Annotated in this window: 16 protein-coding genes and 2 pseudogenes; 8 read left to right on the top strand and 10 right to left on the bottom strand. The window is 69.0% G+C overall.

The features are described from left to right. Window positions 1-12: 12 nt before the first annotated feature. Together ADL12_RS00670 and ADL12_RS00665 are read right to left on the bottom strand one after the other, a co-directional pair. A complete protein-coding gene (locus ADL12_RS00670) occupies window positions 13-444 on the bottom strand; it encodes a hypothetical protein (protein ID WP_062697264.1) in 432 nt (143 codons plus the stop codon). A 256-nt stretch (window positions 445-700) separates the two neighbouring features. Beyond that, entirely contained in the window at window positions 701-1276 is a 576-nt protein-coding gene (locus tag ADL12_RS00665; protein ID WP_062697262.1) for a TetR/AcrR family transcriptional regulator, read from the bottom strand. Between the two features lie 124 nt (window positions 1277-1400). On the opposite strand from ADL12_RS00665, the gene ADL12_RS54775 reads away from it, so the two are divergent. Continuing rightward, a complete protein-coding gene (locus ADL12_RS54775) occupies window positions 1401-1577 on the top strand; it encodes a hypothetical protein (RefSeq protein WP_167364370.1) in 177 nt (58 codons plus the stop codon). Then, window positions 1577-2143, top strand: coding sequence for a DUF2269 family protein (locus ADL12_RS00660; protein WP_062697260.1), 567 nt, complete (start codon window positions 1577-1579; stop codon window positions 2141-2143). Before ADL12_RS54775 ends, ADL12_RS00660 begins: the two co-directional genes overlap by 1 nt. A 135-nt stretch (window positions 2144-2278) precedes the next feature. On the opposite strand, the gene ADL12_RS00655 is transcribed toward ADL12_RS00660, so the two are convergent. Continuing rightward, window positions 2279-3031, bottom strand: coding sequence for a hypothetical protein (locus ADL12_RS00655; RefSeq protein WP_159053044.1), 753 nt, complete (start codon window positions 3029-3031; stop codon window positions 2279-2281). Between the two features lie 895 nt (window positions 3032-3926). Between ADL12_RS00655 and ADL12_RS58255 the strand changes: the two are divergent. Both ADL12_RS58255 and ADL12_RS00650 read left to right on the top strand, forming a co-directional pair. Continuing rightward, window positions 3927-4081: pseudogene (locus ADL12_RS58255) on the top strand (respiratory nitrate reductase subunit gamma); the annotation flags it as partial. Window positions 4082-4173: 92 nt separating this feature from the next. Beyond that, window positions 4174-6219: a spermidine synthase gene (locus tag ADL12_RS00650; RefSeq protein WP_062697257.1), complete on the top strand. Its 2046-nt coding sequence runs from the start codon at window positions 4174-4176 to the stop codon at window positions 6217-6219. Window positions 6220-6707: 488 nt separating this feature from the next. On the opposite strand, the gene ADL12_RS00645 is transcribed toward ADL12_RS00650, so the two are convergent. The 4 genes and pseudogenes from ADL12_RS00645 to ADL12_RS55920 all read right to left on the bottom strand — a co-directional run bounded on the left by ADL12_RS00645 (window position 6708) and on the right by ADL12_RS55920 (window position 9563). Beyond that, complete coding sequence (locus ADL12_RS00645) at window positions 6708-6920, bottom strand: DUF3311 domain-containing protein (protein WP_062697254.1); 213 nt, start codon at window positions 6918-6920, stop codon at window positions 6708-6710. Continuing rightward, window positions 6901-7305, bottom strand: a pseudogene (locus tag ADL12_RS49410) (dihydrofolate reductase family protein). Before ADL12_RS49410 ends, ADL12_RS00645 begins: the two are co-directional and overlap by 20 nt. A 117-nt stretch (window positions 7306-7422) precedes the next feature. After that, window positions 7423-8901 carry a PQQ-binding-like beta-propeller repeat protein gene (locus tag ADL12_RS00635; RefSeq protein ID WP_062697252.1) on the bottom strand — a complete coding sequence of 493 codons (1479 nt, stop codon included), beginning with the start codon at window positions 8899-8901 and terminating at the stop codon, window positions 7423-7425. Then, window positions 8898-9563, bottom strand: coding sequence for a serine/threonine-protein kinase (locus tag ADL12_RS55920; RefSeq protein WP_062697250.1), 666 nt, complete (start codon window positions 9561-9563; stop codon window positions 8898-8900). Before ADL12_RS55920 ends, ADL12_RS00635 begins: the two co-directional genes overlap by 4 nt. 200 nt (window positions 9564-9763) lie before the next feature. Here ADL12_RS55920 and ADL12_RS00625 point away from each other — a divergent pair, with 200 nt between their 5' ends. Then, window positions 9764-10201: a cytidine deaminase family protein gene (locus tag ADL12_RS00625; protein ID WP_062697248.1), complete on the top strand. Its 438-nt coding sequence runs from the start codon at window positions 9764-9766 to the stop codon at window positions 10199-10201. 46 nt (window positions 10202-10247) lie between these two features. Here the strand turns inward: ADL12_RS00625 and ADL12_RS00620 are convergent, their stop codons facing one another. Then, window positions 10248-10655, bottom strand: a complete 408-nt coding sequence (locus tag ADL12_RS00620) for a hypothetical protein (protein WP_062697246.1) — start codon at window positions 10653-10655, stop codon at window positions 10248-10250. Beyond that, window positions 10645-11109, bottom strand: a complete 465-nt coding sequence (locus tag ADL12_RS00615; protein WP_062697244.1) for a cupredoxin domain-containing protein — start codon at window positions 11107-11109, stop codon at window positions 10645-10647. Before ADL12_RS00615 ends, ADL12_RS00620 begins: the two co-directional genes overlap by 11 nt. Before the next feature lie 133 nt (window positions 11110-11242). Here ADL12_RS00615 and ADL12_RS00610 point away from each other — a divergent pair, with 133 nt between their 5' ends. Both ADL12_RS00610 and ADL12_RS00605 read left to right on the top strand, forming a co-directional pair. After that, complete coding sequence (locus ADL12_RS00610; protein ID WP_062697242.1) at window positions 11243-11818, top strand: RNA polymerase sigma factor; 576 nt, start codon at window positions 11243-11245, stop codon at window positions 11816-11818. 5 nt (window positions 11819-11823) lie between these two features. Continuing rightward, window positions 11824-12486 (top strand): hypothetical protein, encoded by a 663-nt coding sequence (locus tag ADL12_RS00605; protein ID WP_063806595.1) that lies wholly within the window; start codon window positions 11824-11826, stop codon window positions 12484-12486. Here ADL12_RS00605 and ADL12_RS00600 read toward each other — a convergent pair. Continuing rightward, window positions 12483-12722, bottom strand: a complete 240-nt coding sequence (locus ADL12_RS00600; RefSeq protein ID WP_062697238.1) for a hypothetical protein — start codon at window positions 12720-12722, stop codon at window positions 12483-12485. The two genes, ADL12_RS00605 and ADL12_RS00600, sit on opposite strands and share 4 nt — an antisense overlap. 418 nt (window positions 12723-13140) lie before the next feature. Here ADL12_RS00600 and dhaK point away from each other — a divergent pair, with 418 nt between their 5' ends. Beyond that, window positions 13141-14133, top strand: coding sequence for a dihydroxyacetone kinase subunit DhaK (gene dhaK, locus ADL12_RS00595; protein ID WP_062697235.1), 993 nt, complete (start codon window positions 13141-13143; stop codon window positions 14131-14133). The last annotated feature ends 5 nt before the right edge of the window (window positions 14134-14138 follow it).

The raw sequence follows: 14138 nt of genomic DNA, 5'->3' as shown, positions 1-14138 counted from the left end.
GGACGCCGTGTTCTAAATCCGCAGGACCTGCAACCGTGAACCCGCCTTGGCCATGGCGGAACTACGCGCCGAACCGCTTGGACCGGCGCCGATGTCGTCGTCACCGTCCCACACGACATGGCTGTGGGGTGGGACCAGCCAGGGACCGGGTGAAACCACCGCGAAACAGCTGGAAACGTCCGTGTGGACGGTGGTTTCGACGTGCTGATGCGGATCGAGGAACTCTACCGTGTCGGCAAGAGAACACGTCGTCTCATCGGTCGCGTGCGGCGACCCAGCAGCAACAGGTGCGGCATTGTCGAGGTGCTGGACGGCGTCGGACGCCGTGATTCCGCCGTGAGCTCCGGCATGTCCAAGGGTGTGCAGAACACCGACACCGAGGAGCAGCAAGGTCAGCAGGACGAGACGCAGGGTGACCTCGCTCGCCTTCATGCTCTTGCCCACGCGCCCTACTGTCGTCCCCTGGCCGCACCTTCGCGGCAGATGCTCGTCTTCTGCTCGTCTTCGTCTGCTCGTCTTCGTCCTCGGCGGCCCAGCGTACCGACCATCCGATTCCCGCGAGGGATAGGGGCTGCCTGTGCACGGACGAGGGCAGAAGTGCTGCTTCACCGCCCTCGCACGACTCTCAGTGCGCGTGCGCCCCGCGTACGCGCTGTCGCCTGCAGACAGCCGGGCCGGCGGGACGCTGCCCCACGACGGATCAACTCTCGGGGCGCAGCCCGGTCAAGGTGACCGCAACAAGTCGTTTGACCGCGGCCTTGGAGGACAGACCGCCCGCTCCGGCGAGGGCGTGCAGGCAGTAGCCCGTCAGCTCGTCCGACGCGACATCGTCCCGGACCTCGCCCGCCTTGGCCGCCTCGGACAGCAAGCCCCGGATGAAGTGGTGCAGATGCTGCTCGGCATGCGCCACATGATCGCCCCGGTGCAGAAGCGCCGAGAACTCTCCCCCGTGCCCGTGACGCTGCTGCTGGATGAGCGCGTAGCGCTCCAGAACCGCCGCGAGCCGCTCGCCGGGCGTACCCGGACGGTCACGGAGCTCGGCAAGTTCGTCGAGGTGACCGGCGATCTGGCGCTCATGCCAGGCCATCATGATGGATTCGACATCCGGGAAGTACTTGTACAGCGTGGCCCGGCCGATGCCGCTCTGCTCGGCGATCCGCGACATCGTCACGGCCCGCAACCCCTGCTCGGCGACGAGCGCAGCCGTGCTCTCCAGCACCGCGTCGCGAACAGCCCGACGGTGCTCCTCGATGGTCTCGTTCCACAGCTTCGGCACCAGGTCAGTGTACGCGACGACGTTCTCGATACACCTCGGCTTGACGTAGACACCATGTCTCGATAAGTCTTTCCGCCGTGCCAGGAGACCCGGCAGCCGGGCTCACCCGACAGAGGAGATCCGCATGACCGACTCACCGTCCGAGCCCGCCGCCGCCCCGGCCTCCGACCGCAGCACGGCCCCGCCCACTCCGCGCTGGGTGAAGATCTCCGGCGCCGTGGCACTGGCCGTAGTCGTCGTGTTCCTCGTCCTGCACCTCACCGGCACCGGCATGGGGCCAGGCATGCACGGCGGCCACTGATGGCCATGCCGGCGGGTGTCCGCAAACTCGCGCTCACCGCGCACGTCGTCTCGTCGGTCGGCTGGCTCGGCTCGGTCGCCGCCTTCCTGGTCCTCGCCCTGGTCGGCCTGAACGGCGAGGATCCCCAGCGAGTGCGCGGGGCCTGTCTCGCGATGGAGATGACCGGCTGGTACGTAATCGTCCCGCTGGCCTTCGCCGCGCTGCTGACCGGGCTGATCCAATCCCTGGGCACCACGTGGGGACTGTTCCGCCACTACTGGGTGCTGGCCAAGCTCATCCTGACCGCCCTGGCCACCTTCCTCCTCCTGCTGCACATGCGGGTGGCCGACCAAGTGGCGGATGCGGCGGCGCGAACGGATCTGTCCGGCTCGGACCTCAGCGGGATGCGAGTCCAACTCGTCGTTGACGCCGCCGCTGCCGTCGTCGTCCTGCTCGCGACCACAGCCCTGTCGATCTACAAGCCACGAGGCATCACGCCGTACGGCTGGCGGGTGCAGCAGGCCCACCGAACCGATCGGCCCGGTAGTAGGGCAGGCCTGGACACTGAGGCCCAGGCTCACACCTGACCAGGCCCTGCGCACCCTGCTCGCAGCGCATGCGTGCACGATGGTGCGGGTGAGGACCGGACCCTTGCGCATCCTCGCCTGAGCTCGCGCACCCGTGGGCGGCCGAGCTGTTCCGGCCGCCCACGGCAGCGAGGGCTAGCTCGCCCAGATCACGAAGGTGACCACCGACTTGCCGTCGCCGAAGTTCCGGACGTAGGTGTCACCACGCTCGGAGTGCGCCACGCGCTTGCCCCAGCTCGCCTTGTCGTTGCCGACCTGCGGCACGGCCGCGGACTGATCGACCGTGCTGGTCGAGTCGAGGTGCGCGTAGATCGTCGCCAGTTCGTCGTAGTCGTGCTGATTGGGGTGCTGGTTGCTGTCAGGACTGTTCGTGTAGTCCATGCAGGTGTTGAGGTTCGGGTTGTCGAAGTTCTCGTCCTGGTGGTCGAGGCCGAAGGTGTGCCCGACCTCCTGACAGGTGACCAGCTGCCTCCAGGCCGGCGTGTTGTACGTGGCCGTGTTGAAGTACGTGTCGTTGAGCTTGACCGTGCCGGAGGTTATGTGGGTGCCGCCGGTGATGGATATGGAGGCTATGCCGAGCCAGCCGTTGTTGCCGTAGGTGTTGTTGCAGACCTCGACCCGGCCGGTGGTGGCGGCGCACCGTCTGGCCGAGGACTGACCCGCCACGACAGTGGTGTCCAGCACGGCGGACTTGGACCAGTCGCTGGACGCGGTGCTCAGGTGGCTGTCCCAGGTGGAGTTGAGGTTGTCACCCAGCTTGAGGGTGAACGGATTGGCGGTGCGGGCCCAGTGGTAGCCGCCCCACGAGTGGCTGGCCTGGGCGGGGGTACTGAACGTCAGTGTGGCGGCGGCCGCGGCGGTGACGGCGGCGAGCAGCTTCATACGCACGAGGGGTCTCCTCAGTGATCGGTGGATGAAAGCCACACGCGACCCCGGGAGCGCCCCTTCGTCGACGGCACAGCCGAGATCGCGAACTACCTTGCGGTGGTGCTGTGGTGACTGGCCGTGCGCACTGGACGGCATGCGAAACGGGCCTGGGAAACAGGCATGCCGGTGGGGCTCCAGTCGATCCGAGTGATTCGAATCGGAAGCAGATTAGAGGATCACTCGCAGCTTGTCATGCACACAGTACGAATGAGCTTCACAGACAGCGCCTGGGCGGCGGGCCTGGGCGCAACAGGAGTCACGGGGTCAGGAACCTTCAGATGCCTGGCCGTACGGGGAATCCTCCATGGCTACCGAAGCCAAGGCGGGCAGCTGCGCTTGAGAGATGCGGCCCTCCAGGCATGAAGTGCCCGGACTACGGAGGAAGCAAGAACGGCGGTTGTGGAGAAGGACCAACTCCACGACTGCGAAAGCGGCTACCAGACGGCAACGCCGACTCTGCGCCCGCCCGCACATCACGAGGCGCCCTACGCCGATCGACGGACCACGCGGCCACGGGCCACCCGACCCGGCTCACGCCCATGAGGCAGAGGAACGCCACGCTGCTCACTCTGCTGCCGCCACCCACCGAGGTCGGCCTCGACCCCTACGGGACCCACCGGGGACGGCGAGTTCGCGCCTCCGAGCACCTTCGCGCCGCCGACGCCCGCACTACCGACTCGCCTACCGCCCGCCCCGGCCGTCCACGCGGAAGGCCCTCGATGAACGCCGAGTTCTCCTCCTCGACCGCCGCTTCGGCGAGCGGTGCTGATCTGCTCCCGAACACCGCTGGCTGCGCTGAGCGGCCCCTTGTTCCACCTGGGCGCCTTCACGGTGATCACCGGGCAAGTAGTGGGGGCTAGGCATCACCAACACCTTCGCCCGCAACGTCTTCGGTGTCGGCTACGACTACTGCTCCACCGTCTCCGTCGGTTCCGCGGCCTGTTCGTCCTGCCGCCCAAGCCCGAGGCCATCGCCGGCGCCCCGCTGCTGTTCCAACTCCACGCCCTGACCACCAAGGGACCGCCCCCGCCCCTGACCAATGTCCCCCGCACACCGGCAAGGCACCTCGACTCACCGACCTGAAACTGGCACCGTGAATCGGCATGAAGCTGACCAAATCCGGGCAAACAGAAAGCTCGCTGCGCTGGAGGCTCGTGCTGGCCAGCACCACCATGCTCTTCGTCGAGCTGGCGCTGATCAGATGGGCGGGCGCCAACGTCGTCCACCTCAGCTACTTTTCGAACTTCATCCTGCTGGGGTCGTTTCTCGGCATCGGCATCGGGTTCCTGATCCCCGCCGCACGCGGACAGTGGCTCAAACGCTGGACGCCGATCCCGCTCGCGCTTCTCGTCATCCTGGTACGCGCGTACCCGGTGCAGGTGCGTCAGAGCAGCAGCGAGGTCATCTACTTCACCGCCGTGAAGACCACCGGCCTGCCCCAGTGGGTGACCCTGCCGGCCATCTTCCTGCTGACCGCAGTGATCATGGCCGGGATCGGCAAGATCACCGCCGACCTCTTCCGCCAACTCCCCTCTCTCGATGCCTACCGCTACGACCTGCTCGGCAGCATCACCGGCTCGGTCTCCTTCGCCGTACTGTCCTGGCTCCGCGCCCCCTCGGTCGTGTGGGGCGTACTCGCCGCCGCGGCCCTGCTGATCCTCGGCGGGCGCCGCAACACGCTGCTGTACGGCATCCCTCTCACGGCGATGGTCGCCGCGCTGTTCCTGGAAACGACGACAACCGGCATCTCCTGGTCGCCGTACTACAAGATCCAGCTCAAGGCCTCACCGACCACCACGCGGACCTCCTACATCTCCGCCAACGGCGTCCCGCACCAGAGCACCGCGCCACTGCCGGTGCTGATGCGGGAAAACTCGCCCTACCGGCAGGCGTACGAGCAAACCCCCCGCAACCCGCACAAGCGCGTGCTGGTCATCGGGGCCGGCAACGGCAATGACGTCGCGGTCGCACTGGCGCACGGGGCACAGCGCGTGGACGCGGTCGAGATCGATCCCCGCCTGCAGGAGATCGGCGCACAGCTGCACCCGGCCAGGCCGTACGACGACCCAAGGGTGCACGTCCACATCGACGACGGACGGGCGTTCCTGGAGCGGACGAACACCAAGTACGACCTCGTCATCCTGGCGCTCCCGGACTCTCTGACCCTGGTGTCAGGCGCGAGCAATCTGCGGCTGGAGAGCTACCTGTTCACCCGTCAGGCGTTCGAGGCCGCCCGCGACCACCTGACGCCGAACGGCGCGTTCGCGATGTACAACTACTATCGCAAGAGCTGGCTCGTCGACCGCTTCGCCGGTGACCTCGACACCCTCTACGGCCACGCCCCATGTATGACGACGTTCAAACGGAACGCGGCGGTGCTGGTGGCCGGAATGGCCCCCGGCGACCAGTCCTGCAAGCAGATCTGGCAGCCCAGCGGGCCGGTCCCGGCGGCCGCGAGCGACGACCACCCCTTCCCGTATCTGCTGCACCGGAGCATCCCCACGCTCTACCTGGGCGCCCTGGGCGCGATCCTGCTGGTGACGCTGCTGTCGGTGCGCCTGACCGGGGTGCGTATCCGAAGCACGTTCCGCTACACCGACATGTTCCTGCTGGGCGCGGCCTTCATGCTGCTCGAAACGAAGAACGTGATCGGCTTCGCGCTGTTCTTCGGTACGACGTGGCTGGTCAACGCCCTCGTCTTCTTCGGTGTTCTGCTCTCCGTCCTTGCTGCGGTCGAGGTCCGACGCAGGGTGCGGCGGGTGAACCTGCTGTTGCTGCAGATCCTGCTCTTCGGCTCACTCGCGGTGGCCTGGCTCGTTCCGGCGCAGGCCGTGCTCTCGCTGCCCGCCGCCGGCCGGCTCGCCGCGGCCATCGCCCTGGCCTTCGCGCCCATCTTCTGTGCCAACCTCATCTTCTCCGACCGCCTCGCGCTGGCCCCCGACCCGACGTCCGCGTTCGGCGCGAACCTGCTGGGCGCCCTGACCGGGGGCGCGCTCGAGTACCTGGCCCTGGTGACGGGCTATCAGGCACTGCTGCTGGTCGTCGCCACGCTGTACCTGGGGGCATGCATCGCCATGCGCTTCGCCGGCCGCGGGCCGGGCGGGCCGGCAACGCGGATGCCGGACGAGGCGGTGGCGGTCAAAACCTAGCCACGACACCGACACCCGGAAATTGAGCCATCACCAGGGCCTCGTCTGCCTACCTGGTGTGGATGCCGGAGAAGACCCGGGCATCGAACGTGGTGGTACGTGGCCCCACGAGCGCCGACAGCACGGCCTCCGCCGCGCCCGAGTAGCTGTTGTGGTCCCTCGGGTAGTCCGGATGCGCGGGGGTGACGTGCAGCGGTGTCCAGGCCGGGTCGGGGTCAATGGTTGGCTCGCCTCTTGCGAAAGAGTTCGAAGATCCGGTTGCCAGCGAAACTAACGAGGGTCAAAAGCCGGTCAGCATGAACTGGTTGGCTCGGCCGTCACTGCAACGACACCTTCGTGTAGGGTTATGCGCTCGTTACAACCCGGGTCCGGTCGGCTCCAGCCACAAGGGCGGGGGTGTGTCGGTGGGCGATCGCGAGCAGCGCGAATGCGACGAGGCCCATCTGCGCCGCAAGCACAGGTCCAACCCGGCAGAACGGGAGCGTGGATCAGCGATGTCGGTCCGTCAGCGCGTACGCGGCGAGCAGGCACAGCCCGCACCCCGGCACCCAGGCGAGCCGGTACCAGTAGAAGAACGGCGTCCCGGCCAGCCGCGGCTCAGCACCGGCGTACCAGGGGACCCACAGCAGTCCCGCCGCGGGCCCGAGAAGCAGTACGGCGATCGCGGCCAGCCGTAGCCGGTCATGCCCGTCCCGTGCCATGACCGGCGCTCCTCTCCTGCTCGCTGTGGGGGAGGAGGGTGGGCCGGTAGATGAGCTCTTGGATGTGACCGTCGAGCGTCCGGTTCTCGACCAGCTCCAGGTCGAAGTCGGCCGCACCCTGGAAGATCGGATCCAGCCCGGTCTGACCGGTGATGACAGGGAAGAGCGTCACCTGCAAACGGTCGACCAGACCGGCGGCCATCAGTGCCCCCGCTCACGACGGTCGCGCTCGGCCAGTCGAGGGGGCCTTCCAGCGTCGTCGGCCAGCATCCGTGCGAATGCCCGATACGTGTTGGCCTTGCTTACCCCAGTAGCCGGTCCAGTTGGCGCTGGCGGCGCCGTGGCTTCGGCGACCGTCGCACCCAATCGACGCCGCCTTCGCCATCAGCCTGGACAGCTGAGCGCTCCGCTGGAAGTGCCGCGCTGTGCCGTCAATCATCTGCGGCACCGTCGTGGCTTGCGGCGCTGCCGAACCACAGCGGACTTCGTCCGACCTGCTCAGCTATGCCTTGAGGTCCAGGGCCGTAATGCTCTGGAGTGTGTTGACGTAGAGGCGGGTGCCGTGGGGCGCCGGGACCACCATGGACTCTGCGGTGTCGACCGGCACCGACCAGCGGCGCTTGCCGTCCCGTCCGAGAGCATGGACTGCCTTGTCGGTCTGCACATAGATCGTCTCGTCTGCGACGGCCAGTCCGGGGAGCCACTCCGCGCCGCTCTCGTACGTCCATGCTTCGGAGCCGTCGGCCTTGATCGCCGTAAGAGTGCCCCCGATCTCGACGACCCCCAGTGAAGCCACCGCGACGCATCCCAGCGCCTCGCCCAGTTCCGCGCTGCTCCAGATCTTGTTGCCATCCAGGTCGAAGCCCTGCAGCCGCGGCTCGGTGCCCGACGTGGTCACCAGGGTCCGGCCACCGACCAGTGTGGGGCTGTTGACGTCGGCCCCGGCGGACACGGACCAGAGCATGGTTCCGTCGGCCGCGTCCAGGGCCACCAGGCGGTCGCCGTACGTGCCCGTGTAGACCACGCCGTCGGCCACCAGCGGGTCGGTGGTCACCCCGCCGGGAGTCGTTCTGCGCCACAGCACACTGCCGTCGGCCGAGTAGGCCCGCAGCTCGCCCGCGTCGGTACTCCCCGCCCTCACGACCACGGCATCACCGGCGAGGACCGGCATGGAGCCGTGCTCTCCCAGGCTCCTGCTCCACAGGAGCCGGCCCTTGAGGTCCACCGCGCAGAGCAGGGACCAAGGGGCTTCCTCGTATCCGCCCCATGTGGTGCAGAAGACCGCGTCCGAGGTGACGACCGGCGTCGACGCCCCTCCCCCTTGGAGTCGGATCCGCCACAGTTCCTCGCCCTCGGCGGAAACGGCGCATACGGTGCCGCTGTCGATGGCTGTGTACAGCACACCACCGTCCGACGACACACCCACACACGGCCCGCCCGCCGCATCCAGTTGCCCGCTCTCGTACCGCCAGGCCACCGTCGGCCGAGGAGCGGAACTGCCCTTCGCGGACGGGGACTTCGAGGCACTGCCGCCGGAGGACCGGCCATCGGGGTCCCGTGTGAAGAGGAAGCCACCGACACCGCCCCCGGAGGCCAGCAAGCCGCCCGAGGCGATCGCCAGGAGGCGGCGGCGTGACGGCCCCCGCCCGGTACCGCCGGGCTCGGTCGGAACATCCGCCACCGAAGGCTCACTGACCGCCGTGGCCGGAGCGACATACTCGACGCGACTTCGGGCCTGACCGGCGTCCCGGTCGGGAAGCCACCCTTCGCCGCCCTCCGGACCGTCCGCGGTGAAGGCCGGCCAGCCCGGGCGGGTGCTGTCCCGCAGTGAGCGGCCGGTGTGGCCCACGGCCTCGACCACGGCCCGCGGGGTGGGCCGTTCCGCCGGCTCGGCGCCCAGGCAGGACTCGACCAGCGGCAGCACCCGCTTCGGCACCCCGGTCAGATCGAAGTCCCGGGTCAGGATCCGCAGCAGGATCACCGAGTCATGACCCTCGCCGAAGGGCTCACGGCACTGGAGGCGTACGCGAGGACCGCGCCCAGCGAGAAGACGTCGCTGGCCATGCCCACCTCGGCGCCATTGCGGATCTGCTCCGGCGAGACGTAGCCGACCGAGCCGACGATGGTGCCGGTCCTGGTCAGCGAGGTCGCCTCCAGGGCCCGTACGATCCCGAAGTCGATCACGCGCGGGCCGTCCGGCGCGAGGAGGATGTTGGACGGCTTGAGGTCGCGGTGGACCATGCCCTTGCCGTGAATCGCATCGAGTGCCTCGCCGAGCGCCGCCGCGAGGGTGAGGACCGCGTCCTCGGGGAGTGGTCCGTGGTCCAGCACCGCTTCCCGCAGGTTCGGCCCTTCGACGAACTCCGTTGCCATCCATGGACGTTCGGCCTCGATGTCGGCGTCGACAACGCGCGCGGTGTACGTACCGGTGCCGCCGACCGTCTGTGCAGCCCGTACCTCCTGCCGGAAGCGGGCTCGGAACATACGGTCCTGGGCGTGCTCGGTACGCACCACCTTGACGGCGAGCCGGAGCCCCGGCCGGGACTCGGCCAGATACACCTCGCCCATGCCGCCCGCGCCGAGCCTGCCCACCACTTTGTACGGACCGATCCGGCGCGGATCCGACTGCCGCAGCCCGTCCACGACTCCCCCATCGCTTGATCGCCGACCGACGAACGGGGTGGATCGTACGACGTACTCCACGGTCACATGTCTGCGTAGCCGCTACCCGCGCAAGGTCCGCATCGCGATCGTGCCGGCGGAACAAGCACACCGCAGATATTCGCTTGCACACCCTCGTTACGCAGGCCAACGTCGCCTGACACCCGACGAAGGCAGAGAAGATGACCACGCAAACCCGAGCCGTCGACCACGAACTCATCCAGGCCGCGGCTGAAGTCGCTCGCACGCGGTGCCGGGGCGACAACCACACCATGGCAGCCGCGGCCCGTGCCCAGGACGGCCGGATCGTCACCGCGGTGAACGCCTACCACTTCACCGGAGGCCCCTGCGCTGAGCTGGTCCTCGTCGGCGCGGCAGCCGCCCAGGGCGCCTACGAGCTGGACACAATCGTCGCCGTGGGCGACCGCGACCGCGGGGTTGTTCCCCCGTGCGGCCGGTGCCGTCAGGTCCTTCTCGACTACTTCCCCGCCCTCAAAGTCATCGTCGGCGAAGGCGATCGCATCCGAACCGTCCTCATCACCGATCTGCTGCCCGAAAGCTACGTCTGGGCCGACCACCAACTCGAGGCCGAGCCAACCGCGCTACTCAGCACGGGCTGACACCGCCGGCCGACAACAGGGCGAACCTTGCCGGATGCGGCACTGGCTAGCGTCGCTGACGGTGGCGGTGGCTGAAGGCCGTCACCGCCAGGGTCGTCAGGACGACCACTCCCGCCGTCTCGACGTACAGGGTCGGGCGGACCAGCTCCGCGTCGAGGTACTCGTTGAATCCGAACAGGCCCGTGGTGAGGCTCAGGAACAGTGCGCCCAGCGTGCCGGCCGTGAACAGCGCGGTGACGGCGGCGACCGGGCCGAGCCCGCGCACGGGCGTGACCAGCAGCGCCAGGGCGAGCAGGAGGCCGACGACGCCGTTGAGCAGGAAGAGCGGCCCGATGGTGGCGAGATCCCGGTAGCCCTCGGCCCACAGGCGCAGATGGATCGCGGCCATCGCCGCCGTCAGCCCGGCGCCGGCCAGGCGCAGGACGAGCCTCGCGGCCGCTCCGTCAGTAGCCATTGCCCGGAGAGGTGTCGTTGTCGTCGGACGGTGCCGGGGCTCCGCCGACGGTGATGTCCGTCTCCATGCCGCGGTCCTTGTGTCCGTCGACCGGGCAGTAGACCTCGTACGAGCCGGACTTCAGCGTCACCGTGAGGGTCGTGGACTGACCCGGCTCGAGCGTCTTGCTGCGGTCCTCGCCGCCGGGACCCTCGATCTCCAGGGCGTGGTCGTGCGAGCCCGTGTTCTTCGCGGTGAAGGTGTACTGGCCGGGCTGGAACTTCTCCGTCGAGAGCTTGATGCGGAAGTCGGACAGCTCGGCCGTGACCTGAGTGCCCTTGCCGGTGCTGTTGCTGGTGCTGTCGTCGTTACTGCTGCTGCCGTTGCCGCCGCCTCCACAGGCGGCGAGCAGAGCGGTCAGACCGCCGGCGGCCACGCCCAGGAGCACGCGGCGGCGGATGTGCGGGGTGGTCATGAGTCGGTCCTCCGGGTCGTCCCCCCGCAAGGGGTACGACGCTGCCGGGCCGAAGGATTGCGGCCCGCGGGATCGCGCGGGCGGAGAATGGACGTAAGGCAATCCCTTCCGGGCGGCGGAACGTATCCCTGGTATGTGGCGCATGGGCCTCTCCCTCGGGCGGGTCCCCGACGAGGCACTGCTCACCGGTCTGACGACGGACGATCCGGAGTTCGCCGTCGCGTTCGTGCGCCGCTTCCAGCGCACGGTTTTCGGCGTGGCCATCGCCGTCGTCGGCGACACCCAGCTCGCCGAGGACGTAGCCCAGCAGACCTTCGAGCGGGCCTGGCGGCACGCACAGGTGTACGACCCCCGGCGCGGCTCCGTACGGTCCTGGCTGACGGCGATCGCGCACAACCTCGCGATCGACGCGGTACGGGCCCGGCGGGTGAGCCCGGTCGCCCCGGAGGACCTGGACGCGCTGCTCGGCAGCGTGACCGAGACGCCCGAGCGGCGGGCGCTCGCCGACGACAGCGCGGAGCGCGTCAGGCGGGCGGTGGCGGAACTGCCCCGGGAGCAGGCGCGGGCCCTGGTGATGGCCGGGATCTACGGGATGACGGCGCGGGAGGTCGCGGACGCGGAGGACGTTCCGCTGGGCACGGCGAAGACCCGGATCCGGACCGGGACGCTCAAAGTACGAGCCCTCCTTGAAGCGGCGGAGAAGCGGTGAGCGGCATGGAGTGCGAGCAGCTGCGGGAGCTGGACGCCGAGCTGGCGCTCGGGGTCCTGCCGGCCCACGAGCGCGCCGAGGCGGTTGCCCATCTGGACCGCTGCCCGGAGTGCCGGGAGCACGTCGAGCGGCTGACGCTGGTCGGCGACGGTCTGCTCGCGCTGCTGCCCGGCGCCGAGCCGCCGGTCGGTTTCGAGAGCCGGGTCGTACGGGCCCTGGGCGCGGCGCCCGTGCCGAAGCGGCGCAGGCACCGGCTACGGCTGGCGGCGGCCACCGTGGCCGCGGCCCTGGCCTGCGGTTTCGGCGGATGGACGATCGGCACGGCGGTCGAGGCGGCGCCACCGACGGTCTCACAGCGGACGGACGGCGGCCTGAGGGAGGCGGCCTTGGTCTCCGACGGCCACGAGGTCGGTCGTATCTACGCTCATGCCGGTGACGAGGGCTGGGTGTACATGTCCGTCGACCTGGACGAGAACGGCCGGGGCCCGGTGCGCTGTCTGCTCGTACACGCCGACGGATCGACGGTCCCGATGGGTTCCTTCCCGCTCAAGGACGGCTACGGATACTGGGGCGGGCCGGTCGCGACCGACCCGACGACACTGACCGGCGCCCGCCTGATGGGCCCGGACGGAAGCCTCCTGGCCACGGCGAGCTTCCCGACGAGCTAGGCGGTTGCGTCGCAGACGGTGGGCTTGCTGGTCCGCCGGGAGCGGATGTTCGGGTTGCGGGCGATTACCGGGGCGAGGTTGGCGCGGAGCTGTTCCATGGTCTTCGCGTCGGCGCCCAGGTTGCCGCTGGTGGCGAGCACGTACCGGGTCGGTGCGGTCACCTGGTCGAGGACCGGTTCGAGGGCGGTGGGTGCGCAGAGCTCGTTGAGTTCGAGGTTGATCTCGGCATGCGGCACGGCGCTCATCCGCGCGGCCAGGCCGAGCCGGCGGGCAACCGGGAACAGCGGGCTCAGCCGGCGGACCAGCCCACCAGTATCGGCCGCTCCACGTCCGTTGCACCCTCGGTGTTCGAGGTCGCTCCCCGGTGCGACGAGCAGCCCGCCCGAGCACCTGGCACGCCCAGGAGCATCCGCGCACGTGACCTTCGCTTGCGCAAGGTCGATACTGCCGACAGCAGCGTTCCCACAGACCCGCCTCCGACCACCCCCAGGAATCTGACGACCCGTCACCAAGTCGGCGTCAAGTCAGCATCAGTACCGCAAGAACCCGCTTCCGACCGCCACGAACCGCCACGATCGACTACTGACCCGATCCACTCTGACCTGCAAAAACGCAGGTCATGAACCCATCTGCCAGCCCCACCAGGAGGTACCCATGAAGATGCTGATCAACGTCGCGGAGAGCGTCGTCGCGGATGCGCTGCGCGGTATGGCGGCCGCCCACCCCGAGTTGGTCGTCGATGTGGAGCAGCGTGTGATTGTACGGCGGGACGCGCCCGTGGCGGGGAAGGTCGCCCTCATTTCCGGTGGCGGGTCGGGGCATGAGCCGCTGCACGGTGGATTCGTGGGTCCGGGGATGTTGTCGGCGGCCTGTCCGGGCGAGGTGTTCACCTCGCCGGTGCCCGACCAGATGGTGCGCGCCGCGGCCGCCGTGGACAGCGGGGCGGGGGTGCTGTTCATCGTGAAGAACTACACCGGCGACGTCCTCAACTTCGACATGGCCGCGGAACTCGCCGAGGACGAGGGCATCCAGGTCGCGAAGGTGCTCGTCAACGACGACGTGGCGGTCACCGACAGCCTCTACACGGCCGGACGGCGCGGCACGGGCGCGACGCTGTTCGTGGAGAAGATCGCCGGTGCCGCGGCGGACGAGGGGCAGCCGCTGGAGCGGGTGGAGGCGATCGGGCGGCAGGTCAACGAGAACTCCCGCAGTTTCGGTGTCGCCCTCAGTGCCTGCACCACCCCCGCCAAGGGCAGCCCCACGTTCGATCTGCCGCCCGGCGAGCTGGAGTTGGGCATCGGCATTCACGGCGAGCCTGGCCGGGAGCGGCGCGCGATGATGACGTCGGGCGAGATCGCCGACTTCGCCGTGGGCGCCATCCTGGAGGACATGACCCCGCGCAACCCCGTGCTCGTCCTGGTCAACGGCATGGGCGGGACACCGCTGTTGGAGTTGTACGGCTTCAACGCCGAGGTCCAGCGGGTGCTCGCCGAGCGCGGTGTCGCCGTCGCCCACACCCTCGTCGGGAACTATGTCACCTCGCTCGACATGGCCGGCGCCTCCGTCACCCTGTGCCAGGTCGACGAGGAACTGCTGCGGCTGTGGAACGCGCCGGTGAAGACTCCGGGACTGCGGTGGGGAATGTGACCGCA

The organism is Streptomyces regalis (genome assembly GCF_001509475.1).
Taxonomy (GTDB): domain Bacteria; phylum Actinomycetota; class Actinomycetes; order Streptomycetales; family Streptomycetaceae; genus Streptomyces; species Streptomyces regalis.
This window is presented reverse-complemented; position numbering and strand designations above follow the sequence as displayed.